Raw genomic sequence first — 23,433 nt, 5'->3', positions numbered from 1 at the left:
CCTCCTCAGCTGGAGTCGCGCACGACCAGTCGCAGGCCGAGCGTGATGTGCTGCACCGACGCCGACGGGTCCGCGATGCGCCCGGCGAGCAGCCGGGCACCGATCCGCCCGGACTCCTCGAAGGGCTGGCTGACCGTCGTCAGGCCGGCCGCCTCGGCGACGCTGCCGTCGTCGAAGCCCGCCACGGCGAGGTCTTCGGGCACCCGCAGCCCCTGGCGGCGGGCCTCCAGCACCAGGCCCGCGGCGAGCAGGTCGTGGTGGGCGAAGACCGCGGTCGGCGCCGGGCGCAGGGCGAGCACCTCGCCCAGGGCCCGGCGGCTGCTCCCGATGTCGTTGCCGGTCAGCACCGTGGGCACCGCGGCCGCGTCGATCCCGGCGCCGGCCAGCACGCCCAGGAAGCCGCGGTTGCGCCGCTGCCCCTGGGAGAGAAACGCCTGGGACTCCTGCGGCTCCTGCAGGAAGGCGAACGACGTGTGGCCGCGCTGCAGCAGGTGGCGGGCCAGCATGGCGCCGCCCTCCTCGTCGTCGATGTTGACGGTGCTGAACTCCGGCCGGGCGCTGTCCACCAGGACCGTCGGCAGCCCCCGGGTGCCCAGGTGCTCGGCGAGCTCGTCGTCCAGCGGCAGGCCCATGATGAGCAGCCCGTCGAGGCGCCCGGTCACCGGCAGCGTGCGCAGCAGCGGCGACACGCTCGCCGCGGCCGACTCGTGGTCGTAGACCACCACGTCGCGGCTCGTGCCGTCGGACTCGGCCAGCACGCCCATGAGCCGGCGGCGGAACGAGTCGTAGGAGGTGAACGGGGCGAGCACGCCGATCCGCCCGACGCCGCGGCGGGCCTGGGACACCGCGACGCCCTTGGGCACAAACTGCAGCTCCTCGATCGCGCGCAGGACGCGCTCGCGCGTCTTGGCGTTCACCCGGCTCGGCCGGTTGATCGTCTGCGAGACGGTGGAGATGCTCACCTTGGCGTGGGCGGCCACGTCGTAGATGGTGACGGCGTCAGACACGGCCGGGCTCACCCTGCTCCCAGCGCTCGGGGCCGGCGGGGTGCCGGGTCACGTGTCCGGCCGCCGCGCGGCGCCGTCGCTGCTCGACCGGATCGGGCACGGGCGCCGCGGCGAGCAGCGCCTGCGTGTAGGGGTGCTGCGGCTGTTGCGTCACGCGGGCCGCCGGGCCGGTTTCCATCACCCGGCCACGGTAGAGCACGACCACCCGGTCGGCGGCGTGGCGGATCAGGGCCAGGTCGTGGGTGATGAACAGGTAGCCGATCCCGGACTCGCGCTGCAGGCCGCGCAGGAGGTTGAGCACCTGCGCCTGGACGGACAGGTCCAGGGCGCTGGTGGGCTCGTCGCACACGATGAGGCGCGGGCCGGCGACGAGCGCCCGCGCGACGGCGATGCGCTGGCGCTGGCCGCCGGAGAACTCGTCCGGGTAGCGCTCGGCGGCGTCCGGCGGCAGCCCGACCCGGCCCAGGACCTCGGCGACGCGATCGCCGGCGCCCGCCGCGCCGCCGTGCGCGAGCAGCGGCTCGACCAGCGTCTGGCGGATGGTGCGGGACGGGTTGAGCGAGCCGTACGGGTCCTGGAAGATCGGCTGGATGTGCCGCGTCAGCTCGCGCCGCCGCCGCCGCCCGGCCGCCGTGATGTCCTCGCCGTCGAAGCGGACGCTGCCCCCGGTCGCGGGGACCAGGCCCAGCACCACGTTGCCGATCGTCGACTTGCCCGAGCCGCTCTCCCCGACCAGCGCGACCGTCTCGCCGGGCGCGACCGTCAGGCTGACGTCGCGCACCGCGTCCGGCGGCCGGCGGCGGCCCCGGCCGTAGTTCACGGTCAGCCCGCGCAGCTCCAGCAGCGCCTCACCGTTCACGCCGTCACCTCCGCAGGCTCCGGTGCCGGCGCGAAAAACCTGTGTTGACGGTGAGCGGCCCCTCCGCTCCGCTCCGGACCGCTCACGCCGTCACCTCCGCAGGCTCCGGTGCCGGCGCGAAAAACCTGTGTTGACGGTGAGCGGCCCCTCCGCTCCGCTCCGGACCGCTCACGCCGTCACCTCCGCAGGCTCCGGTGCCGGCGCGAAAAACCTGTGTTGATGGTGAGCGGCCCCTCCGCTCCGCTCCGGACCGCTCACGCCGTCACCTCCGCAGGCTCCGGTGCCGGCGCGAAAAACCTGTGTTGACGGTGAGCGGCCCCTCCGCTCCGCTCCGGACCGCTCACAGCGCCGCCACCTCCTCCGCGCGGATGCAGCGGGTCACGCGGTCGCCGTGCCCGCCCGTGAGCGGGATGGTCCCGGCGGCGCACTCGTCGGCCGCGAACCGGCACCGGGGGCGGAACCGGCAGCCCGGCGACCATCGCCCGGGTGACGGGACCGTCCCGGCGATGGTCGGTAGGTCCCGCCCGGCCACCGCGAGGTGCGGGTTGGCCTCGAGCAGGGCGCGCGTGTACGGGTGGCGGGGGTCGGCGTAGAGGTCCTCGACGCCGGCCTGCTCGACGACCTCGCCCGCGTACACCACGACCGCGCGGTCACAGATGTCGGCCAGCACGCCCCAGTCGTGCGTGACCAGGATGACGGCCATGCCGAGGCGGCGGCGCAGGTCGCGCAGCAGGTCGAGGATCTCGGCCTGCACGGTGACGTCCAGCGCGGTGGTGGGCTCGTCGGCGACGAGCAGCTCGGGCCGGCCGGCGAGCGCGAGGGCGATGGCGACCCGTTGCGCCATGCCGCCGGACAGCTCGTGCGGGTAGCGCCGCGCGACCCGCTCGGGATCGGTGAGCCGCACGGTGCGCAGCAGCTCGACCGCCTCCCGGGCGGCCTGTCGGCGGCTCATCGGGGTGTGCCGGCGGATCACCTCGGCGACCTGGCCGCCGACGCGGAACGCGGGGTCCAGGCCGCTGCCCGGCTCCTGCGACACCAGCGCGATGCGCCGGCCCCGGACACGGCCGAACCCGCGCTCGTCGAGCCGGGTCAGGTCGAGGGCCGGCCCGGCAGCGGGGCGGAACCGGGCGGTGCCCGCGGTCACCGCGCCTCCGGCCGGCAGCAGGCCGAGCAGGCTGCGCGCGATCATCGTCTTGCCCGAGCCGGACTCGCCGATGACCCCGACGCACTCCCCCGCCGCGACCGAGAAGCTCACGTCACGCACGACCGTGACCGGTCCGCCGGGCGCCGGGAACTCGATCGTGAGCCCGTCCACCGACAGCAGTGGCGCGGGGCCCGCCGCCGGGTCCGGCGGTTCGGCCGGAGCGGGGTGTGATCGCGCCGGGCGGGGCGGGGCCGCCGGCTCGCGGTGCTCGGCGGTGACGTCGCGGACCGCGTCGCCGAAGACGCCGAGCGCCAGGACGGTCAGCGTGAGCATCGCGCCGGTGGGGACGGCCAGCCACAGGTCCTCGCCGGTGACCTGGGCCGCCTGCGCGATCATGTTGCCCCAGCTCGGGCCCTCGGTCTCGGGGGCGCTGAGGCCGAGGAACGACAGCGCCCCCTGGACCAGCACGGCGGTCGCGGCGAACAGGGAGACCTGCACGAGGATCGGGCCGGTGAGGCGGGGCAGGACGTGGCGGACCATGATGCGCGCCTCGCCCAGGCCGGACAGGCGCGCGGCCCGCACGTACAGCTCCCGCTTGACGCTCATGGTGACCCCCCGGGCGACGCGCAGCAGCATCGGCGCCGAGATCACGCCCAGCACGACCATGGTGGCGGCCGTGTTGCCCGGGAAGACCGCGAGCACCATGAGCAGCATGACGATGCCCGGCAGCGCGAGCAGCAGGTCGGCCAGCCACGAGATCACGCGGTCGGCCCAGCCGCCGAGGTGCCCGGCCGTGACGCCGAGGGTCACGCCGAGCACGACGAACACCGCGACCGCCTCGACCACGCTGACGAGCGTGACCTGGGCGCCGTAGAGCAGCCGGCTGAGCACGTCGCGGCCCAGCCGGTCGGTGCCGAGCCAGTGCGCCGCGCCCGGCCCGGCCAGCGCCGCGGCCAGGTCCTGCCGCTCGGGGTCCGCCGGGGCCACCCATCGCACGCACAGCGTGGCGGCGGTCAGGGCGAGCAGGAAGGCCCCCGCGGCCAGCCCCGGGCCGCGGCGCCACAGCCGGCGCCATCGCGAGCGCCGGGCGGGGCGCGCGGCCGGGGGCGCGTCGGTCGCGATCAGGGAGATGCTCATGCGGCACGCACCTTCGGGTCGAGCCAGCGGTACGCCAGGTCCACCAGCAGGTTCACGATGATCACGACGACGGTGAAGCAGAACGCCACCCCGGTGATGACCGGCAGGTTGTGGCCGCCGGTCGCGGTGACCGCCTGCTGGCCGAGGCCCGGCACGGAGAAGATGCCCTCGATGAGGACCGCGCCGCTGAGCAGGTTGACGAAGAGCAGCCCCAGCATCGTGACCACCGGGATGGCGGCGTTGCGCAGCGCGTGCCGGTAGAGGATCGAGCGCAGCGGCAGGCCCCGGGCCCGCAGCATGGTGACGAACTCCTGGGACAGCACCGCCGCCATCGAGTCGCGGGTCTGCTTGGCGACGAAGGCGATCGACCCGGCCGAGAGCGTGAGCACCGGCAGCGTGATCGCGCGCAGCCAGCCCACCGGGTCGCGCCCCGGGTCGACGTAGCCGCCGGAGGGCAGCCAGGCCAGGCGCACGGCGAACAGCTCGACGAGCAGCAGCGCCAGCCAGAAGCTCGGCACCGCGAGACCGGTCAGCGACACCGCGTCCAGCAGCCGGCCGGCCGGGCCGCGGCGCCGCGCGCCGGCGACGCCGAGCCAGGTGCCGGCGACGGCCGAGACGAGCACCGTGCCGACGATGACGGACAGGCTCGGCAGGAGCCGGTCGCCGACGATCTCGGCGACCGGCTGCCCGCTGAACAGGTCCCGGCCGAGGCTGCCGTGGAACAGCTCGCCGAGCCAGTGCCAGTACCGCACGTGCAGCGGCTCGTCGATGCCGAGCAGTTCGCGGGTGCGGGCGTACTGCTCGGGGGTGTAGCTGCCCGACTGGCTGCTGAGGATGGACGTCGCCGCGTCCCCGGGCGCGAGCGACACGAGCACGAAGGACAGGGCGGTGACCACGAACAGCAGCGCCACCGACGAGGCGAGCCAGCGCAGCACGGCGCGGAGCATGGCGGCCGACCTTTCTGCGCCGGCTAGGCCGCCGGCACGATCTCGTAGAGGGACAGCAGCGGCTCCTTCGGCGAGGTGGCGATCCCGCCGACCGTGTTGCGGGCGTAGTACGGCAGCCCGGTCATGACCACCGGCACGAACCACGCCTGGGTGGTCAGGTACGCCACGACGCTGCGGTCCGCCGCGTCCTTGGCCTCGCCGGTGCTGCTCGCCGCCTCGTCGTAGCGCGACCGCAGGGCCGGGTCGGCGTACTTCAGCGGGTTGAACGCCGCGGAGGGCAGGAACAGCGACGGCCCCTCCATCCAGATCGGGATCTGGCCGAAGGCGGTCATGAACGCGGGGAACTTCCCGCCGAACGCGTCCGCCGAATACTGGTTGGCGTTGGCGTAGTCGGTGATGCGCAGGTCGACCCCGATCTGCTTCCACTGCTGCGCGAGCGCCTGGGCCACCAGGTGCAGCTGCTGGTATTCGGGCGTGACGACGGCCAGCGTGAACCCGCCGCCGTAGCCGGCCTCGGCGAGCAGGGCCTTGGCCTTGTCGACCTGGTAGGGGTAGGCGGCGGCGAGGCTGTCGTCGTATCCGTAGCCGCCGGGGACGCTGACCTGGTGCGCCGGCTCGCCGACGCCCGGGAACAGCGCCTTGGCGATCGCGGCCCGGTCGGTCGCGAAGTTCAGCGCCTGGCGCACCCGCGCGTCGCCGAGCGGCTTGGCGAGCGTCCCGCCGCGGTCGGCCAGCACCACGCCGTTCCACAGGAACAGCGAGGAGGCGACGGTGAGCCCGGCCTGCTTGGCGGCGCCGACGGTGGACGGGTCGCCGACGGCGACGTCGGCCTGGCCGGTCTTGAGCGCGTTGAGCACGGCCTGCGGGGTCGTGATGACCCGGATGACCACCTTGTGCCAGCGCACCGCCGGGGCGTTGTAGTAGTGCGGGTTCGGCACGTACGTGTAGTGGTCACCGGCGACGGTCTGCTGGGCGTCGAGCATGTACGGCCCCGCGCCGACGGTCGTGGTGCCCAGCGCCCCCGGGTCGGCGAGGCCGCCGCTGCCGATGACCCCGCCGATGATGTAGTCCTGCGTGAGCATCACCGGGAAGTCGGGGTTCGGCGCCGGCGAGGTGATGGTGACCGTCGCGGGGTCGGTCGCGGTGAAGGTGCAGCCGGCCAGCAGCGGCGCCATCTGGCCGGCCGAGCTGACCACGTATTTGAGATGGTCGACGACGTTCTGGGCGCTCAGCGGCGAGCCGTCGGAGAAGGTGACCCCGGGGCGCAGCTTGAGCACGAAGGTCTTGTTGCCCGTGCCCTGGTACGACCACGACTCGGCGAGACCCGGCGTGAGCGTGCCGTCGGATCTGCGCACGATGAGCGGCTCGTAGGCCAGGTTCTCCAGCCAGCTGTTGTTCTGCGCGGTCTTCGCCGGGTCCAGGGTCTGCGGCGGCGAGGCGGTGACCACGGTCAGCGTGTTGCCGACGGTCGGGTTCGCCTCCGGTGTGGCGCCACAGCCGGAGACCGATAACGCGGCGATGAGCGACAGGGCGGGTATGGCCCGGTCGATGACGCTGCGGCACGTCCGCACGACTCCTCCTACGGGTAGCTGCGGGTTCGCGGGGCCTGTGAGTGGGGTGTTACACCGACGCAATGCCTAGGTAACAACGGCCGTCGATCAAGTGTCAAGACCTTTCTGCGAAGCACTTCGCATCGCTATGGTGGAGCTCCGGTTCCGCGAGCCTCGGAGGACGACGTGTTCCTTGATCGCGACGGCACCACCTTCCGCACCCGGGTCCACCGCGACGTCCGGATCCCCACCGCCGATCCCGCGGTGACGCTCTCGGGCGACCTCTACCGCCCGGTGACCGGCGAGGCCGTGCCCGCTCTGGTCACCGTGCAGCCCTACCGCAAGGACTTCCTCGCCGGCTCCGCCTACGCCGGGCCGGCCCGGTGGTTCGCCGAGCGGGGCTACGCGAGCCTCGTCGTCGACCATCGCGGCACCGGCGCCTCCGACGGGCAGCGCCGGGCCGAGTTCGACCGCGGCGAGGGCGACGACGCGCTCGCCGCCATCGACTGGATCGCGGCCCAGCGCTGGTGCACCGGCGCGGTCGGGGCCTGGGGGGTGTCGTACGCGGCGAACACGACCCTGCGCGTGGCCGGCCTGCGCCCCGCGCCCCTGCGGGCGGCCGTCGCCATCGCGCACGGACTCGACGCCGGGCGCGACAGCATCCACCCCGACGGCGCCCGCGGCGACCTGCACGCCCTGGCCAACCGCGGCAGCTCGATGCTGCTGCAGCAACTGCTGCCGCCGCTGGCCGGCTACGGCACCGCCGACGCGCAGCACCGCTGGCGGACCCGGCTGCGCACGCAGCGGCCGATGGTCCTGGACTACGCCCGGTCCCCGGCCGACGACCCGGTCTGGGCCGAGCGGGCGATCGACGGGAGCCGCATCACCGTGCCGGTGCTGTGCGCCGGCGGCTGGCGCGACAGCTTCACCCACGCGGTCATCGACGCCTTCGAGCGCATCCGCGGCCCGAAGCGGCTGGTGATGGGGCCCTGGGGCCACGTCATGCCCCAGGACTCGGCCCACCACCCGGTCGCCTTCCTCGAGCTCATGGCGCAGTGGTGGGACCACTGGCTGCGCGGCGTGCCCAACGACGCCATGGCGGCGCCGCCGGTCGTGCTGCACCTGGACGGCCCGCGGCCACGCTGGCGCGGCTACGCCCACTGGCCCCCGCCCGGGCGCAGCACCGTGCTCGCCGCCGACGGCGACGCGCTCGTGCCGGCGGCACCGGACACCGCGCGCCGGCCGCCCGCCCCGCACGTGCCCGACCCGAGCGTCGGCACGCTGCGCGGCCTCGCCGGCCTCGGGCTGGGCGAGGCGTGCCCGCCGCTGGACCAGCACGACGACGACCTGCGCTCGCTCTGCGCGACCGGCGCCCCGCTCGAGGCCGACCTGCTGCTGGCCGGGCGCCCGCAGGTGCTCGTCCGGCTCGCCCCGGACGAGCACGGCCGCATCGTGCCGCCGCTGCGGCTCGTCGCCCGCCTGTGCGGCGTCGACCCGGGCGGCCGCTCGACGCTGATCACCGCCGGCACCCTGCGGCCGGGCAGCGAGGCGGAGCAGACGATCCCGCTGCGCCCGGTGCACCACCGGGTGCCGGCCGGCACCCGGCTGCGCGTCGCGCTCGGCACCGCCGACTTCCCGCGGCTCACGCCGCTGTGCGGCGAGGTCGCCGTGCACGTCGCCGGGCTGCGGCTGGTCCTGCCGGTCGGCGACGAGCACGCCGGCACGGACGTGGACCTTCCGCCGGCGGACGCGACGGCCCGCCCCGCCGCCGCGGCGCCGAGCTGGCGGGTCGAGCGGGACCACACCCGCGGGGCGACGACGGTGAGCGTCGCGAGCGAGGTGCCGCACACGGTCAGCGCGGACGGGCACGTCTACCGCCTCACCAGCCGGCTGCGGGCACACCTGCCGGGCGGCGCGCCGCAGGCCGTGGTGACCAGCGCCACCCAGACGGCGCAGGTGTGGCTGGAGACCGGCGAACGGATCTTCGCCAGCGCGTCCGTGCGGTGCACGCAGGACGCGCTGCGAGCCCACGGTGTCGTGCGCATCGGCGCGCTCACGCTCTTCGAGGCGACCTGGACGGCCGAGCTGACCCGGGAAGGCGAAGGCCTTGTTCGCCAGCCGTAACCGTCAGGTAACCACCGGTATCGGTCCGCGTGCCACGCTCGGAGCCGATGTCCGAGTTGCCACTGGACCGGCACGTCGTCGCCCGCGGCACCGACCGCGACGACGTGAACGACCAGTTCGCCCGCGAGCTGCCGGAGCATCGCCTCGAAGACGGCCCCGACGGCCTGCGGCTCGACGCCCGGCTGCATGCCGTGCGGCTGCCGCACCTCGTCGCGCTGTACCTGTCGTACGGCTGTGAGGCCCGCTGCTCCTACGACAGCAGCGAGACGTCGGTGTGGATCCAGCTGCCGGTCTCGGGCAGCCTGCGGGTGCGGGTGAGCGGCACCGAGCTGCTGTGCACCACCGCCCAGGCGTCGGTCACCTCCGCGTCCGGGCGGGTGGCGATGGCGTGGAGCCGCGACTGCGCGGCGCTGGCCTTCCGCATCCAGCGGCGCGCGCTGGAGGACGAGCTGGAGTCGCTCATCGACGGCCCGGTCGGCCCGCCGCTGCGCTTCGAGCCGGTGATGGACCTGGCCGGCGAGCGCGTGCGGTCCTGGTTCGCGATCGCCACGGCGTTCACCCGGGAGCTCAACGCCGGCGGCGGCCTGCTCGAGCATCCCCGGCTGGTGGTGCACGCCGAGCGGCTGCTGCTGCGCGGGCTGCTGCTGTCCCAGCCGCACAGCCACTCGGCACTGCTGCGCGACGATCTGCCGGAGTCGACGCCGTGGCATGTGCGCACCGCCGTACGGCTGCTGCAGGACCGGCCCGAGTGCGACTTCAGCGCCGCCTCGCTGGCCCGGGACGTCGGGGTCAGCCCGCGCGCGCTGCAGGACGGCTTCCGCCAGCACCTCAACGCCTCGCCCATGCAGTATCTGCGCACCGCGCGGCTCAACCGGGTGCGCGCCGACCTGCTGGCCACCACGCCGGCGACCGCGACCGTCGCCGACGTCGCGCACCGCTGGGGGTTCACCCATCTCGGGCGGTTCGCCCAGTACTACCGCGCCCGCTACGGCGAGTCCCCGTCGGACACGCTGCGCGCCGCCGGCTGACCGCGCCACCCGGTCCGGTCACGGGTCCACCGCGACGGCGCCGCCGCGGGTGTTTCGCGGCCGCCGGTGCGGGCAGACGGTGAGCCACGGTGCCGGTGCGTCCGCATCGGCATGAGCGACCGACGACGGGAGGGCTCGATGAGCTTCCAGGACAAGGTCCAGCACAAGGCCGAAGAGGCCAAGGGCGCCACCAAGGACAAGGTCGGCGACATGACCGACGACGAGCGTCTGCAGGCCGAGGGCCAGTCCGAGAAGAGTTCCGCGAACGTGAAGCAGGCCGGGGACAAGGTCAAGGACGCGGCCCGAAAGGCCAAGGACGCCCTGAGCTGACCCGGCGGCAGCCGCGAGAGACGTTCGCGGGCAGCGCGGCGCGAGCCGGCCGCGCTGCCCGCGGGCGGTCGGCCCGGCACCGGTACCGGTACCCGGACCTTGACGCAGTGCACCGACGGGTTCAGCCCCGTCAGGCGGCGCAGCGGAAGCCCGCGTGCCCGGTGGTGCTGTCGGGGGTGGAGGAGGTGCGGGCGGCCACCCGGTAGCGGTTGCAGTACGACTCGTGGCACAGGTACGAGCCGCCGCGCATCACGCGGGTGGTGCCCCCGGGCGGCCCCGCCGGGTCGAGCCGGGTGGCGTCGGAGGGCTCGGCGTGCCATGCCGGGCTGAACCAGTCGGCGCACCACTCCCAGACGTTGCCCGACGTGTTGTAGAGGCCGAAGCCGTTGGGGCGGTAGGCGTCCACGGGTGCGGTGTCCAGGTAGCCGTCGGCGGCCGTGTTGCGCCGCGGGAACTCGCCCTGCCACGTGTTGCAGCGGTGCGTCCCGCGCGGCGTGAACTCGTCGCCCCACGGGAACCGGGCCTGCTCCAGACCGCCGCGGGCCGCCTTCTCCCACTCGGCCTCGGTGGGCAGGCGCTTGCCGGCCCAGGCCGCGTAGCAGGCGGCGTCGGTCCACGACACGTGCACGACCGGGTGGTTGCGCCGCTCGCCGATGCCGGAGCCCGGGCCGGCCGGGTGGCGCCAGTCCGCGCCCTCGACCGGCAGCCACCACCGCGGCACCTGCGCCGACCGGCCGGCCAGCACGCGCCGCTCCGCCTCGCCCCGCACGAGCAGGTGGAACACGAAGCTCCAGCCGAAGCGCTCGGCCTCGGTCACGTAGCCGGTCGCCTTGACGAACCGGGCGAACTGCGCGTTCGTGACCGCCGTCGGGTCGATGTGGAACGCCGACACGCGCACCTCGCGGACCGGGCCCTCCCCGTCGTCGGGGAACGCGTCCGGGTCGTCGCCGCCCATGAGGAACGGGCCCTCCGGGATCGCCACCATGCCCTTGAGCACCTCGGCGCGGGTGCGTTCCGGCACGGCGAAGGGCAGCTCGAAGGGCGCGTCCGAGGCCCGGCCGGCGGGCGGGTTGCAGCAGCTCACGCCGACAAACCTACGTCGAACGGCAGCCCGCTTCCCGGGTCGCGGCAGATCTCGCGCAGCTGTGCGTAGAGCGCGGCGACGACGGCCGGGTGCGTGTCCCACAGGTTCGTGGTCTCGCGCGGGTCCTCGGCGACGTCGTAGAGCTGGCCCTGCGGGTGCTCGGCGTCCCACGGCGGGGCGGCGTGCGCCTTGCCGGTGCCGGTGGCGAACAGGTCGCTGATCGAGGGCTCGGAGAAGCCGCCGCCGGAGCCGGCCGAGAAGATCGCCTTCCACCGCCCGGCCCGCAGCGCGAACCGGCCGCCGAGGCTGTGGTGGACGATCGGGCGCTCGGGGTCGCCCGGCTCCGCGCCGGTGAGCACGGGCAGGATGTCGCGGCCGTCCTCGCACGCCACGGGGCGCCCCGCGGCCGCGGCCGCGGTCGGCAGGACGTCGGTCAGGCAGATCGGGGCGTCCACCACCCCGCCGGCCGGGATCCGCCCGGGCCAGCGGGCGATGAACGGCTCCCGGTGCCCGCCGTCCCACAGGTCGCCCTTCTGCCCGCGCCAGTCGCCGTTGGGCGCGTGCCGTGCGGGGTCGCCGTCGTCGGTGAAGTACGTGACGGCGCCGTTGTCGCTCGTGACGATGAACAGGGTGTCGTCGAGCCGGCCGGTGCGCTCCAGGGCGGCGCGCAGCTCGCCGACGGCCCAGTCGACCAGGCACACGCCGTCGGCCCGGTCGCCGAGGCCGGAGCGGCCGGCGATGAAGTCCGGCGGCACGTTGGGCCGGTGCGGCGCGCTGGGCGCGAGGTAGCACAGGAACGGGCCGGTCTGCTCCTCGACGAAGGCGACCGCCGCGCGGGTGAAGGCGACGTCGGCGTCCTGCTCCCGGAAGCCGTCGGCCTGCAGGCCGGGGCGCTGCTCGGTGAGGTACACCTCCTTCTCCTTCGTCGGCAGGCCGACCGTGCGGTCCTGGTCGATGAACGCGTAGGGCGGCATGTCGAGGGAGCCGGCGATGCCGAAGAAGCGGTCGAAGCCCAGGGCGGCCGGCCCTCCGGTGACCGGCGCGGTGTAGTCGATGTCCCGTCCGAAGTCGGTCTCGACGTCGTCGTGCAGCGGCGCGCCGGGGGTGAACGCCGAGCGGACCGAGCCGTCGGTGTGCCGCCAGCCGAGGCCCAGGTGCCACTTGCCGAAGGCGCCGCAGGTGTACCCCGCATCGCGCAGCACGCTCGCCAGGGTGGGGCGGTCCGGCTCGATGATGGCCGGCCCGTGCCCCATGAGCACGAAGTTCTTCAGCGGCCCGCGCCACGCGTAGCGCCCGGTCATGAGCGCGTAGCGGCTCGGGGTGCACACCGCCGAGGCGGAGTGGCAGTCGGTGGCGCGCACCCCCTCGGCGGCCAGCCGGTCGACGTTCGGGGTGGGGATCGCCGAGCCGTAGCAGCCCAGGTCACCCCAGCCCATGTCGTCGGCGAGGACGACCACGATGTTCGTCACGTCCAGCAGCTCCCGTCGGTGCTCCTGACGATGCGGACCGCGTTGGTGGTGCCCGGGTCGATGGTGAACCGGCTCGCGTCGGCCTGGCAGGCGCCGTCGGTGTACACGTTGACGAAGTTCACGTTGCGCGCCTTGTGGGTGCTGTCGATGCCCTGGACGATGCTCGGGTACTGGTAGTTCGTCTGGGCGTGGATGTTGCGGAAGATGAGCTGGTCGAGCTCGCCGTAGCCCAGCGCCGGGTCGTACCACTTGTTGTTGTCGACCGCGAGGTAGAACAGCCGCCAGTTGGCGTTCTCCACGCGGATGTTCTCGAACAGGTAGCGGCTCGGCGTGCCGGGGCCGGCGTGCAGGGCGCGGAAGATGCCGGACTTCTGGATCTGGTAGTGCTCGGCGTGGATGACGTCGTTGTCGTACACGTGGAAGTTGGCAGGGCTGTTCGCCAGGTTCCAGCTGATCATGAACGGGGCGCCGTTCTCCAGCTGCCAGACGGTGTTGCCGCGGGTCACCTGGTCGCCCCAGAACAGCTTGATCGAGTCGTCGTTGGACTTGACGAAGTTGTTCTCCACGAGGGCCTTGTTGCCCGCGACCATGCCGTCGGTGCTGTACCACCACGACATCGTCTTGACGTTCTCGATGGTGGTGTACTGCGCGAGCGCCCGGACGTTGAACCGGGGCGCGTTGACGAACGTGACGCCCTCGACGAGCAGGTTCTGCGAGGACTGGTCGGCGATGTCGATCATGCCGGGCTGGTTCTTGTTCAGCTCCTGGTCGCCGAGGTCCATGAACTTGCCGTCGAACACGCCGCGGCCCTTGATGGTGACGTTGCTGACCGGGCCGTTGGCGATGAACGCGCCCTTCACCCAGGCGCCGCCGGCGAGGTAGATCGTCCTGTTCGACGTGATCACGTTGCCGGAGCCGATGTCGTGCACGCCGGGGCCGAAGTAGAGCACGTTCGGGTCTCCGGTCGCGGGCGGCACGTCGTTCTCCGGCGGGTTGGCGAAGACGAGCATCGGGTGCGCGATCGGGTTGTGGATGTTCGGGGCGAACTCCACGGAGACGTTCTTCGGGTTCGACATGGTGAACGTGCACGTGTTGCCGGCGAACGAGGTGGCGATCGCCGCGGACTGGGGCCGCACCTGGCAGCCGGTCAGGCCGCTCTGCCCCACCGCGGTCACCTTCACCGTGACGGAGCCGGCGAAGGAGAAGCTCGTCCAGGAGGTGTCGGCCTCGCGGTTGGTGTCGGTCTTCGCGGCCGTCGTCTTGTAGACGAACGACGACTGGTCGTTGACGGTGGCGGTGTACCAGTTCGAGGCGGCGACGCCGGCCGGTCCCGGGTAGAGGCTCAGCGCGGGGCCGGCACCGGGGGTGATGTCGCCGTAGGGCAGGGTGGCGCGGTGCGCGGCCACGTCGTTCAGCGTCGCCGCGGTCGAGCTCGCGATGCTGCTCGCGATCGAGTCGACGGTGCCGATGGAGCCGTTGATGGTCGTGACGGTGCCGCCGAAGTCGTACTGCTTGCCGGTGTAGGGCGCGCCGTTGGCGGAGGCGGGGTCGGCGGCCAGCGCCACCAGGACGACGACGGCAAGGCCCGCGATGAAGGACTTTCGCATTGCAGCTCCCGAATCTGGCTCAGCCGAAGCGCAGCTGGTGCTCGGCGGTGGGATCCCAGGTGTTGAGCCCCGGCTGCCCGAACGCGGGCGCCAGGACGTAGTGGTCGAACGTCGACGCCAGCCGCTCGCGCAGCAGCGCGTGGTGGCGGGCGACCTCGTCGGCGGCGGCGGGGTCGTCGACGAGGTTGGTCAGCTCGTACGGGTCGGTCTCGAGGTCGAAGAACTGCCAGGGGGTGCCGCCGTGGGCGTCGCCGAGGACGGTGTACTTGTAGCGGCGGGTGCGCAGGCCCCGCCAGGTCTCGGCGTGGAACGGGATGTTCGGGCGCATCTCGGCGACGAACTCCAGCAGCACCCCGTCGCGGTCGAGCCGGTCGGTCTCGCCGCGGGCCAGGGGCGTGAGGTCCCGGCCGGGCTTCGGGTCGCGCGGGGTGATCCCGGCCAGCCCCAGCAGGGTCGGGAACAGGTCCTCGGTGCAGGTCGGCTCGTCCACGACCCGGCCCCCGCCGCCGACGTTGCCGATGATGAGCGGGGTGCCGATCGACTCCTCCCAGGGCCGCTGCTTGGCCAGCTCCCCGTGGCAGCCGAGCAGCTCGCCGTGGTCGGCGGTGAGCGCGATGACGGTGTCGTCCAGCGTGCCGGCCGCCCGCAGCGCCGCCACCAGACGGCCGATGTTGTCGTCGAGGTTCTCGATCATCGCGTAGTAGACGCGCAGGTCGGCCAGCAGTCCCTCGCCGTGCGGGCCGCGCTTCTTGTACTGCTTGTCCGGCTCGACGTTGTCGCGCAGGACGATGTCGCGGTCGCGCCAGCGCTCGAGGTACTCCGGCGGCGCGGTGAACAGCGGGTGCGGCGGCTCGACGGAGAGCACCGCGGCGAAGGGCCGCTCCCGCGGCGCCGTGGCGTACTCGGTGGCCATCGCGAAGAGGTCGTCGGTCTGGTAGCCGGGCAGCTTGCGCATGGTCGGGTCGTCGTGGGTGCTGTACCAGGTGTCGTACGGGTCGTTGGCGATGTCGAAGCCGGCGAAGTGCCCGAAGCGGCCCTGGAACGGCCGCGGGACGGGGGTCCGGGACGCCTTGACGACGGTGTGCCCGGGGTAGTGGCCGAAGTTGCCGTACAGGTGCCACTTGCCGAACATCGCGGTGTCGTAGCCGTGGTCGTTGAACTCGTCGGCGATGGTGCGCTCGGCCGGCGACATGCGCCACTCGATCGACGGGATGAAGCGGGTGTGGGCGTACTCCCCCGTCATCAGCGTGAAGCGGAACGGCACGCACACCGGGTAGGTCGACGACGCCTGGGTGAAGCGGGCGCCGGACTCGGCGAGGGCGTCGATGTTGGGCGTGTGGACGTTGGGGTCGCCGTAGCAGCCGAGCGCCTGGCGGCGCAGCTGGTCGGCGATGACGAGGATGACGTTGGTCATTTGAGGCCGCCGGAGGTGAGGCCAGCGACGAATCGGCGCTGGAGCGTGATGAACAGCAGGAGCACCGGGACGAGCATGAACAGCGCGGCCGCGCTGGTGAGGCCCCAGTCGGTGGAGTTCTGGTCCTGGAAGGACAGGAAGCTGGTCGAGATCGGCCGCTTCGACGGGTCGTGCACGAACGTGATGGCCCAGAAGAACTCGTTCCAGGCCCACAGCCCGACGACGAGCGCCACGGTCATGAAGCCGGGCCAGGCCAGCGGCAGCATCACCTTGCGGGCGATCTGCACCTCGGAGGCGCCGTCGAGCCGGGCCGCCTCGACGAACTCTTTCGGCACCTTGACGAGGAACGAGCGCAGCATCAGCGTCGCGAACGGCGCGTCGGTCGCCCAGTAGACGACCATCAGGCCGAACAGGCTGTCGGTGAGGCGCAGGTCGGCCCAGAGCGAGAACAGCGGGACGACGAACAGCTGCACCGGCATGGTGCTGCCCAGGAACAGGTAGGCCAGCACCCCGCCGCCGCCGGGGACCTCGAGGTGGCTCAGCGCGTAGGCGGCCAGCCCGGCGATGACGCACGTGCCGAGCATCGCGCCGATCACCAGGATCACGCTGTTGCGCATCGTGGTGCTGAAGTCGCCCTGCGACCAGGCGGTGGCGAAGTTGTCGAACGTGATCGACCTCGGCGGGGCCAGCGGGCTGGAGCCGATCTCGGCGTTGTTCTTGAACGCGTTGAAGACCATGATCACAAACGGGCCGACGGCGAACAGCGCCAAGACGGTGAGCACGAGGTAGGCCACCGGGTGGCGGCCGCCGGAGGATCGTCTGCGCGTGGCCTCGGCGACCGGCGTGGACAGCTGCTGCGGTGGTGCGACGGTCGCCGTCACTCCTCCCACCCCTTCCGGCGCAGCCAGGCGTAGGCGGCCAGGACGAGGCCGGTGACCGCGGTCATCGACAGCCCGAGCGCGGCGGCGTACCCGGCCGAGTACTGGTTGAACGCCTGGTCGTACATGAGCGTGGAGACCACGTCGGAGGAGTTGGCCGGCCCGCCGTGGGTCATGATGAAGATGTAGTCGAACGCCTTGAGCGACCAGATGACCGTCATCAGCACGATGAACACGAGCGTCGGGCGGATGCCGGGCAGGGTCACCGACTTGAACTGCTGCCAGCGGCCGGCGCCGTCGAGCTTCGCCGCCTCGTAGAGCTGGACGTCCACGTTCTGCATCGCGGCGAAGAAGATGACCGCGAGGAAGCCCCACCAGTGCCAGTCGACGACGAAGTTGACCGCGTAGAGCGAGGTCGCCGGGTCGCCGAGCCAGGCCTGGTCGAAGCCGAGCTGGGCGGCGATGCCGCTGTTGGGCGACAGCAGCATCTTCCAGATCGCCGCGTTGATGACCGAGGCGGTGACGTACGGGATGAAGAACAGCGTGCGGAACACCATCCGGAAGCGGCGCACCTGGTTGATGAGGTGCGCGCCGAGCATGCCCAGCGCCATCGGCACGCTGAGGAACAGCACGAACCAGATGGCGTTGTGCAGCAGGGCCTCGTGCACCGCCGGGTCGGTGAACGCCCGGGTGTAGTTGTCGAGGCCGATGAGGTTGGCCGGGCCGATGCCGGACCAGTCGGTGAACGAGTAGTACACGGTGGCGATCGACGGGCCGAGCACGACGAGCACGTTGAGCACCAGCAGCGGGGCCAGGAACGCCCAGCCCACCAGCGCCCGCCGCCACACCGCCCGGCGCCGGGTGGGGCCCGGTGCCGGGGCGCTCAGGGTGGTCACTGCGACGTCCGCGGCATCAGCTGCGGGATGGTGCCCTGCTGCCGTTCCGCGGTGAAGGTCGTGGCCAGCTGCTTGCAGTACTCGGCCGCGGTGATCTTGCCGGTGAGCACCTGCTCCAGGCCCTCGTAGACGTAGACGTCGGACTTCGGCGGCCACCAGGTCCAGGTGACGTAGCCGTAGTTGCCGCTGTTGACCGCCTTGTCGACCTCGGTGAGCACCCGGGCCGCGCGCGGGTCGGTCTTCTGCGGGATCTCCTCGGCCTTGACGGCGATCGGGATGTTGTACGTGGCGGGCACGTCGGACATGCGCTGCAGCGCGGCGGTTCGGTCGCCGTAGTACCAGTTGAGGAAGGCCGCCGCGGCGTCCTGGTTCTTGCTGGCCTGGTTGATGGCGAACGAGCCGCCGATGCCGATCGCGTAGCTGTCCGCCTTCGCGGTCGCCGACAGCGGCGGCATCGCCATCCAGTCCCAGTCGTTGGTGTTGTTGCCGGCCTTGCCGAAGAACGCGCCGACGTTGCTCATGTACCACTCGCCCTGCGGGATGGTGGCGACCGTGCCCTTGCCGAGGCCGGCACCCACCTCGGCGGCCGGCACCGAGAAGTACTTGCTGGCGCCGCCGCCGATCCAGCCCTTGTCGAAGTAGGACTTGAGCAGGCTGACGGTGTCGACGAAGACCGGGTCGCTGAACTGGGTCTTGCCGGTCAGGGCCTGGTAGACCGCGTCGCCGCCGGCGAAGTTGTTCCAGAACAGGGTCATCAGCCACTCGCCGGCCGCGGTCCAGTCGGTGTTGGACGAGCCGAAGGGGATGATGCCCTGCCCCATCGCGTCGGCCGCGAACGCCTCGAGGTCGCTGCGGTTCTTCGGCTGCGTCCAGCCCTTCTGGGTGAAGAGGGTCTTGTTGTAGTAGAGCAGCATCGTGTCGACCCGCATCGGCAGCGCGTAGAGCTTGCCGTCGGTGGTGAAGGCCTGCACCGCCCAGCCGGCGAGCTTGTCGTTCCAGCCCCATTGCTTGGCGTACGGGGTCAGGTCGGCCAGCAGGTGCGCCTTGCTCCAGGCGATCGTCTGGGTGGCGCTCGGGCCGCGCACGATGTCCGGGCCGGAGCGGGCCTGCAGCGCCGTCTGCACCTGCTGGCGCAGGTCCTGGCCCTTGTAGTAGGTCGTCTTCACGGTGATGTCGGGGTTGGCGGCGTGGAAGGCGCCGATCACCTTCTCGTCGAAGTACTTCTGGTTGGCGTCACCGGTGATGTCGATCCACAGGGACACCTCGCCCTTGCCGCTGCCCTTGCCGGCGTCCGCGCCGCCCCCGCACGCGGACAGCAGGCTCGGGGCGGCGAGGCCGGCGCCGGCCAGACCGGCAGCGGACAGGAATCGGCGGCGGCTCAACGAAGTGATCATGACGAAACCTCATTCGGGGGTGTAGGGGTGATCTCGACCCGCTGGGTGGCGGTGCGGCCCTCGGTGACCCGCAGGGCCACCCCTCCCGCGCTGAGCGAGCCGTCCTCGAGGTCGAACAGGGTGTCGCCGTCGATCCCGGCGCGGATGCGGTCGCCGGTGACGGTCAGCGTGAGGTGGTAGGTGGTGCCGTAGGTCCACGGGAACGGGCGCTCGGCGAGCACCGTGTCGCCGCACACCAGCCGGGCGGTGTCCGGCCCGGCCAGCTCGAGGGCGTAGTAGCGGCGCAGCCCCTGGACCCGGGCGGCGAGTCCGGCCGCGGCGGCCAGGTGCGGGGTGACGTCGGCGGTCACCGTGTAGTCGCGCCACTCGAGGGCCCCGGTGACGAGCATGCCGGTGCCGGCGTTCTGCACGATCCGGAACGGCTCCGGCCAGCGGGCGTCGAACCGGTCCAGCGCCGGCACCCAGGCCCGCCGCCACATGGTGCCGCCGTCGTCCGGCCGGGTCAGCGTGACGCTCGGCGCGCCGCTCCAGTCCAGGTCCTTGAGCGTCGCCGGGCCCTCGGTGCGCAGCCCGACCGCGACGACCGGGCGGCCGCCGAGGTCCGGCACCGTCCACTCGGCCGTGCCGTCGACGAAGGGCGGCCCCTCGATCGTGCGCACCTCGTCGGCGCCGGTGTAGTACGACAGCACGAGCCGGGCCGGGCCGTCGCCGTGCGCGACGATCGTCTGTCCACTGTAGAGCGACGGACTGGCGACGAGCGCGTAGATCGGCATGTCGCGGGCCTCGGGCGGGATGAACGTCGGGGTGAGCACGGTCGCCGCGCCGGCGATGGCCAGCCCGTCGCCGTGGTTGGCCACCCCGGTCCGGCCGTCCTCGGCCCGGAACCCGTGCACGGAGCCGGGCAGCGCGAAGCCGAACCGCGGGCCGGGGGCCAGCGGCGGCTGCCCGGTCCGGGCCCGCCCGGCGTCGACCAGGGCGAGGGCCTCGCGGGCGGCGTCGGTGACGCAGCCGCCGCCGTCGGCCGCGGGCAGGTACATGCGGTCGGCGACCGGGCCGCGCCAGTCCTGCCGGGACAGCCCGGCCAGGCCCCCGAACACGCCGCAGATCGCCCCCACGTTGCCGGCGTTGGAGTCGGTGTCCCAGCCGGACGTGCAGACCACGGTCATCGCCCGGTCGAAGTCGCCGCCGCTGTGAGCCAGCGCGGCCACGACGATCGCATGGTTGGGCACGACGTGGCAGTTGCCGCCGTAGCGGTGGTAGCCGTACTCCTCGTCGATGCGTGCCCGGGTGGCCTTCCAGTCGCCGTCGCGGGCCCAGCCGCGCACGTCGCGGTGGACCCGGGCGATGAGGCAGTCCGGCGGCGCCAGGGCGATCGCGGTGTCCAGCAGCGCGTCCATGTCCGTGGCGGTGAACGCGCCGGCGACGAGCGCGGCGACCACCCGGGCCGCGTGGATCGCCTCGCCGTCGTGGCTCACCCGGGCCGCCCGCTCGGCCAGGTCCGCGGCCCCGGCGGGGTCGCCCGGGCAGGTCAGGGCGAAGCCCTCGACGAAGATCTGCGCGCCGACCTGCTCGGCGACCACCTGGCCGTTGCGGGCGATCGAGCCGCTCTCCGGCGGCCGGATGCCGGCCCGCATGCGCAGGTAGGCGGTGTGCTCGGTGGAGTTGCCCAGGCCGCCCCACCACAGCACCGACGTGTCGGGCACGATCTGGTCGAGCCAGGTGTCGCCGACGTCGGCGCTGCTCGGGTCGGGCCCGGCGGCGCGCAGGGCGCGCGGGAAGACGAACGTGCCGCTGATGTCGTCGTCGGTGACCAGGAACAGGTGGTGCTTGAGGGCGACGTCGGCGCGGTCGTTGACATAGTAGGTGATGTCGCCGAGCTCGGCCTGGATCCGGTCGAAGGTCCAGCCCTCGTACGGCCGCCCGAGGTACACCGCGATGATCTTCCCGAGCACTCCGGCGTAGACGCGCTCAGCGTGGTCGGCAGGCAGAACGGTCATCAGAACGGCACCCCCGCGCGTAGGACGATGTTGGCGTACGGCGTGTCCTCGCCCGTGCGCACGACGGCGCGCGCATGGGCGGTGCGGGCCTTGAGCTCCTCGTGGCCGACGAGCTCCAGGGGCACGTCACCGAGGCTCGCGCGCACGGCGGCGGACAGTGCTTCGTCGGTGAGCTCCTCGGCCATCGTGGCCGCCTCGATCACCAGCTCCCCGAGGACCGGGCGCAGCACCGTGAGCAAGCCGGGCTCCCCGCGGCTGACGACCAGGTCGATGACCTCGACGCCGGGCGGCACCGGGAGCCCGGGGTCGGCCACGACGAGCAGGTCCCCGTGGCCCATCGCGGCGACGACGGTGAGCAGGCGCGGGTGCCAGAGTCCGCCACGGCGCATCAGGACCACCCCCCGGCGAGCGCCGCGACGGCCGCCCGGTCCGGCAGCGCGGCCTGGGCCCCGAGGTGGCCGGTGGCCAGAGCGCCCGCGGCCGCGCCGGTGCGGACCGCGTCGGTCAGGCCGCCACCGGCCGCGAGCCGGGCCGCGAGCCCGCCGCAGAACGCGTCCCCGGCGCCGGTCGTGTCGACCACGTCGACCGGGAACGCGGGCTGGTGCCAGTCGCCGGCGTCGTCGGAGGCGACGGCGCCGTCCGCGCCAAGGGTGATGACGCAGGCGTCGGGTCCCTGCTTGCGCAGCTCGGCGGCGACCGCGAGCCAGCCGGCCGGGCCGGTGGGGACCGGGCCGCCGGCCATCGCCACCGCCTCGGTCTCGTTGACCACGAGCACGTCGACGCGGTCGAGCAGGCCGTTCAGGTCCGGCTCGGCACCCTCCGGCGACGGCGCCGCGTTGAGCACGACCCGTGCCCCGGCCGCGCGGGCCGCTTCGGCCGCCGCGAGGCAGGTCGCCATCGGGATCTCCAGCTGCAGCAGCACCACGTCGCCCGGCTCGACCACCGCCGGCAGCTCCGCGAGGCCGGCGGCGGTGAAGCGGAAGTTGGCGCCGGAGGACACGACGATGGTGTTCTCCCCGTCGGCGGCGACGACGATCTGCGCGACGCCGGTGGTCGCGCCGTCCACCGTGGACAGATGGGCCAGCCCGACGCCCTCGGCGCCGAGCGCGGCGCGCAGCTGGGCCCCGAACGCGTCGGCGCCGACCGCGCCGAACAGCAGCGTCAGCACGCCCAGCCGGGCCGCGGCGACCGCCTGGTTGGCGCCCTTGCCCCCGGGCAGCAGGGCGGACTCGCTCGCCCGGCCCAGGACCGTCTCGCCGGGCCGCGGCAGCCGGTCCACCCGCGAGATGACGTCGACGTTGGCGCTGCCGACGACGATGACCTTGTTCACCGGGACCCTCCCTCCTGCTCCTGTGCCTGCTCGTGCTCGTCGGCGGCCTCGCCGCCCGGCGGGTCGGGGCACCCGCAGGAGCCCCGGGCCAGCAGCGTCACGGGCAGCACAGTCAGCTCCCCGGCGTCCGCGTCCCGCTCGGCGTCCATGGCGTCGAGCAGCCGGTCGACCACGACCCGGCCCATCTGCGCGAACGGCTGCGCCATCGTGGTGAGCGCCGGGGTCGTGTAGGCGGCCGCGGCGATGCCGTCGAAGGAGGCCACGGCCACGTCCTGCGGGCAGCGGATGCCCAGCTCCTGCAGCGCCCGCAGCACCCCGACGGCCTGCTCGTCGCTGGCCACGAACACGGCGTCGAAGGCCCGGCCGGCCAGCAGCTCCCGGGCGCCGAGGTAGCCGGCGCGGCGCCCGAACGCGCCGTGCCAGACCGACATCTCGCTGGGCCGCACGCCGGCCTCGGCGAGCGCGTCGCGCCAGCCGTTGACCCGCTCGTTGGCCGGCACCACGTCCTGCGGGCCGGAGATGCAGGCGATGGCCCGGCGCCCGTGCTGGATGAGGTGCTCGACGGCCTTGCGGGCGCCGGCCCGGTTGTCGGCGAGCACGGCCGGGGCCGCGGCGCCCGGGATGCGCCGGTCCAGGGTCACGAACGGCACGCCCGAGCGCAGCAGCTCCGGCAGGCACCCGGCCGGCCCGTGGGCCGGGACCAGGAACAGCCCGTCGACCTGCCGGGCCAGGAAGGTGCGCACGTAGGTGGTCTGGCGGTCGTCGTCCTCGGCCGCGTTGCCCAGCAGCAGCGTGTAGTTCTCGCGGAACGCGGCCTCCTCGATCGCGTGCGCGAGCTGGGCGAAGAAGGGGTTGGAGGTGTCGGGCACGACGAGCCCGAGCGTCATGGTGCGGTTGGTCCGCAGCGAGCGCGCGATCCCGTTGGGGCGGTAGCCGAGCTGCTCGATCGCGGCGAGCACCCGGGCCCTCGTCTCCGGCGCGACGCCCCGCGGTCCGCCGTTGAGCACGTAGCTCACGACGGCCGGCGAGGTACCGGCGAGTTTGGCGACATCAGCACGACGCGTGACCACGCATCCTCCAAGCAACCCGTGTTGCAGTTGATGTGGTTGCGAGCATGTGACGAGCACGTTTACACGAGCAACACGTGTTGATTGGCCGTTATCCGATCGTGATCAATACCGTACGGCGCGTGCCCACCCGGTCGCATGACGTGACGCGGGCCACATCAGCCGGGGCCG

Annotated in this window: 19 protein-coding genes; 3 read left to right on the top strand and 16 right to left on the bottom strand. The window is 73.2% G+C overall.

The window, feature by feature from the left end:
- Positions 1-5: 5 nt before the first annotated feature.
- The 5 genes from ACQP2P_RS14605 to ACQP2P_RS14585 form a co-directional block, all read right to left on the bottom strand.
- Positions 6-1,007: a LacI family DNA-binding transcriptional regulator gene (locus tag ACQP2P_RS14605; protein ID WP_433616414.1), complete on the bottom strand. Its 1,002-nt coding sequence runs from the start codon at positions 1,005-1,007 to the stop codon at positions 6-8.
- Complete coding sequence (locus ACQP2P_RS14600) at positions 1,000-1,866, bottom strand: ATP-binding cassette domain-containing protein (protein WP_433616412.1); 867 nt, start codon at positions 1,864-1,866, stop codon at positions 1,000-1,002. The genes ACQP2P_RS14605 and ACQP2P_RS14600 overlap by 8 nt, the downstream gene beginning before the upstream one ends.
- A 340-nt stretch (positions 1,867-2,206) precedes the next feature.
- Positions 2,207-4,147, bottom strand: coding sequence for a dipeptide/oligopeptide/nickel ABC transporter permease/ATP-binding protein (locus ACQP2P_RS14595; RefSeq protein ID WP_433616410.1), 1,941 nt, complete (start codon positions 4,145-4,147; stop codon positions 2,207-2,209).
- Positions 4,144-5,094, bottom strand: a complete 951-nt coding sequence (locus ACQP2P_RS14590; RefSeq protein WP_433616409.1) for an ABC transporter permease — start codon at positions 5,092-5,094, stop codon at positions 4,144-4,146. The genes ACQP2P_RS14595 and ACQP2P_RS14590 overlap by 4 nt, the downstream gene beginning before the upstream one ends.
- 23 nt (positions 5,095-5,117) lie before the next feature.
- Complete coding sequence (locus ACQP2P_RS14585; protein WP_433616408.1) at positions 5,118-6,665, bottom strand: ABC transporter substrate-binding protein; 1,548 nt, start codon at positions 6,663-6,665, stop codon at positions 5,118-5,120.
- A gap of 165 nt (positions 6,666-6,830) precedes the next feature.
- Here ACQP2P_RS14585 and ACQP2P_RS14580 point away from each other — a divergent pair, with 165 nt between their 5' ends.
- The 3 genes from ACQP2P_RS14580 (at position 6,831) to ACQP2P_RS14570 (ending at position 10,126) form a co-directional block, all read left to right on the top strand.
- On the top strand, positions 6,831-8,768 hold the full coding sequence (locus tag ACQP2P_RS14580; protein WP_433616406.1) for a CocE/NonD family hydrolase: 1,938 nt from the start codon (positions 6,831-6,833) through the stop codon (positions 8,766-8,768).
- 47 nt (positions 8,769-8,815) lie between these two features.
- Entirely contained in the window at positions 8,816-9,796 is a 981-nt protein-coding gene (locus tag ACQP2P_RS14575; protein WP_433616404.1) for an AraC family transcriptional regulator, read from the top strand.
- Between the two features lie 111 nt (positions 9,797-9,907).
- A complete protein-coding gene (locus ACQP2P_RS14570; protein WP_433616402.1) occupies positions 9,908-10,126 on the top strand; it encodes a CsbD family protein in 219 nt (72 codons plus the stop codon).
- A 130-nt stretch (positions 10,127-10,256) separates the two neighbouring features.
- Here the strand turns inward: ACQP2P_RS14570 and ACQP2P_RS14565 are convergent, their stop codons facing one another.
- Genes ACQP2P_RS14565 through ACQP2P_RS14515 form a run of 11 tightly spaced genes read right to left on the bottom strand, consistent with a single transcriptional unit; the run spans position 10,257 to position 23,265 of the window.
- Positions 10,257-11,210 carry a formylglycine-generating enzyme family protein gene (locus ACQP2P_RS14565; protein WP_433616401.1) on the bottom strand — a complete coding sequence of 318 codons (954 nt, stop codon included), beginning with the start codon at positions 11,208-11,210 and terminating at the stop codon, positions 10,257-10,259.
- On the bottom strand, positions 11,207-12,679 hold the full coding sequence (locus ACQP2P_RS14560) for a sulfatase family protein (RefSeq protein WP_433616399.1): 1,473 nt from the start codon (positions 12,677-12,679) through the stop codon (positions 11,207-11,209). Before ACQP2P_RS14560 ends, ACQP2P_RS14565 begins: the two co-directional genes overlap by 4 nt.
- A complete protein-coding gene (locus ACQP2P_RS14555; protein WP_433616397.1) occupies positions 12,676-14,286 on the bottom strand; it encodes a hypothetical protein in 1,611 nt (536 codons plus the stop codon). The genes ACQP2P_RS14560 and ACQP2P_RS14555 overlap by 4 nt, the downstream gene beginning before the upstream one ends.
- Positions 14,287-14,305: 19 nt before the next feature.
- A complete protein-coding gene (locus ACQP2P_RS14550; RefSeq protein WP_433616395.1) occupies positions 14,306-15,700 on the bottom strand; it encodes a sulfatase family protein in 1,395 nt (464 codons plus the stop codon).
- Positions 15,697-16,581 (bottom strand): carbohydrate ABC transporter permease, encoded by an 885-nt coding sequence (locus tag ACQP2P_RS14545; RefSeq protein WP_433616393.1) that lies wholly within the window; start codon positions 16,579-16,581, stop codon positions 15,697-15,699. Before ACQP2P_RS14545 ends, ACQP2P_RS14550 begins: the two co-directional genes overlap by 4 nt.
- The gene (locus tag ACQP2P_RS14540; RefSeq protein WP_433616391.1) at positions 16,578-17,474 is read right to left on the bottom strand and encodes a carbohydrate ABC transporter permease; all 897 of its coding nucleotides are present in this window, start codon (positions 17,472-17,474) and stop codon (positions 16,578-16,580) included. Before ACQP2P_RS14540 ends, ACQP2P_RS14545 begins: the two co-directional genes overlap by 4 nt.
- Positions 17,471-18,868, bottom strand: coding sequence for an ABC transporter substrate-binding protein (locus ACQP2P_RS14535; protein ID WP_433616389.1), 1,398 nt, complete (start codon positions 18,866-18,868; stop codon positions 17,471-17,473). Before ACQP2P_RS14535 ends, ACQP2P_RS14540 begins: the two co-directional genes overlap by 4 nt.
- Positions 18,865-20,865: an ADP-ribosylglycohydrolase family protein gene (locus ACQP2P_RS14530; protein WP_433616387.1), complete on the bottom strand. Its 2,001-nt coding sequence runs from the start codon at positions 20,863-20,865 to the stop codon at positions 18,865-18,867. Before ACQP2P_RS14530 ends, ACQP2P_RS14535 begins: the two co-directional genes overlap by 4 nt.
- Positions 20,865-21,254 carry a D-ribose pyranase gene (gene rbsD, locus ACQP2P_RS14525; RefSeq protein WP_433616385.1) on the bottom strand — a complete coding sequence of 130 codons (390 nt, stop codon included), beginning with the start codon at positions 21,252-21,254 and terminating at the stop codon, positions 20,865-20,867. Before rbsD ends, ACQP2P_RS14530 begins: the two co-directional genes overlap by 1 nt.
- Positions 21,254-22,195, bottom strand: coding sequence for a ribokinase (locus ACQP2P_RS14520; RefSeq protein ID WP_433616384.1), 942 nt, complete (start codon positions 22,193-22,195; stop codon positions 21,254-21,256). Before ACQP2P_RS14520 ends, rbsD begins: the two co-directional genes overlap by 1 nt.
- Entirely contained in the window at positions 22,192-23,265 is a 1,074-nt protein-coding gene (locus ACQP2P_RS14515; protein WP_433616382.1) for a LacI family DNA-binding transcriptional regulator, read from the bottom strand. Before ACQP2P_RS14515 ends, ACQP2P_RS14520 begins: the two co-directional genes overlap by 4 nt.
- Positions 23,266-23,433: the final 168 nt, after the last annotated feature.

It is taken from the genome of Dactylosporangium sp. CA-139114, from assembly GCF_050955725.1.
GTDB lineage: Bacteria > Actinomycetota > Actinomycetes > Mycobacteriales > Micromonosporaceae > Dactylosporangium.
Note: the sequence above shows the minus strand (reverse complement) of the source record. Positions and strands in the feature narration are given on the sequence as shown.

Bases quoted from the DNA above. Each gene is read 5' to 3' on its own strand.
- ACQP2P_RS14595 (WP_433616410.1), bottom strand. From the start codon at position 4,147: ATGAGCATCTCCCTGATCGCGACCGACGCGCCCCCGGCCGCGCGCCCC.
- ACQP2P_RS14590 (WP_433616409.1), bottom strand. From the start codon at position 5,094: ATGCTCCGCGCCGTGCTGCGCTGGCTCGCCTCGTCGGTGGCGCTGCTG.
- ACQP2P_RS14575 (WP_433616404.1), top strand. From the start codon at position 8,816: ATGTCCGAGTTGCCACTGGACCGGCACGTCGTCGCCCGCGGCACCGAC.
- ACQP2P_RS14570 (WP_433616402.1), top strand. From the start codon at position 9,908: ATGAGCGACCGACGACGGGAGGGCTCGATGAGCTTCCAGGACAAGGTC.
- ACQP2P_RS14555 (WP_433616397.1), bottom strand. From the start codon at position 14,286: ATGCGAAAGTCCTTCATCGCGGGCCTTGCCGTCGTCGTCCTGGTGGCG.
- ACQP2P_RS14550 (WP_433616395.1), bottom strand. From the start codon at position 15,700: ATGACCAACGTCATCCTCGTCATCGCCGACCAGCTGCGCCGCCAGGCG.
- ACQP2P_RS14535 (WP_433616389.1), bottom strand. From the start codon at position 18,868: ATGATCACTTCGTTGAGCCGCCGCCGATTCCTGTCCGCTGCCGGTCTG.
- ACQP2P_RS14530 (WP_433616387.1), bottom strand. From the start codon at position 20,865: ATGACCGTTCTGCCTGCCGACCACGCTGAGCGCGTCTACGCCGGAGTG.
- rbsD (WP_433616385.1), bottom strand. From the start codon at position 21,254: ATGCGCCGTGGCGGACTCTGGCACCCGCGCCTGCTCACCGTCGTCGCC.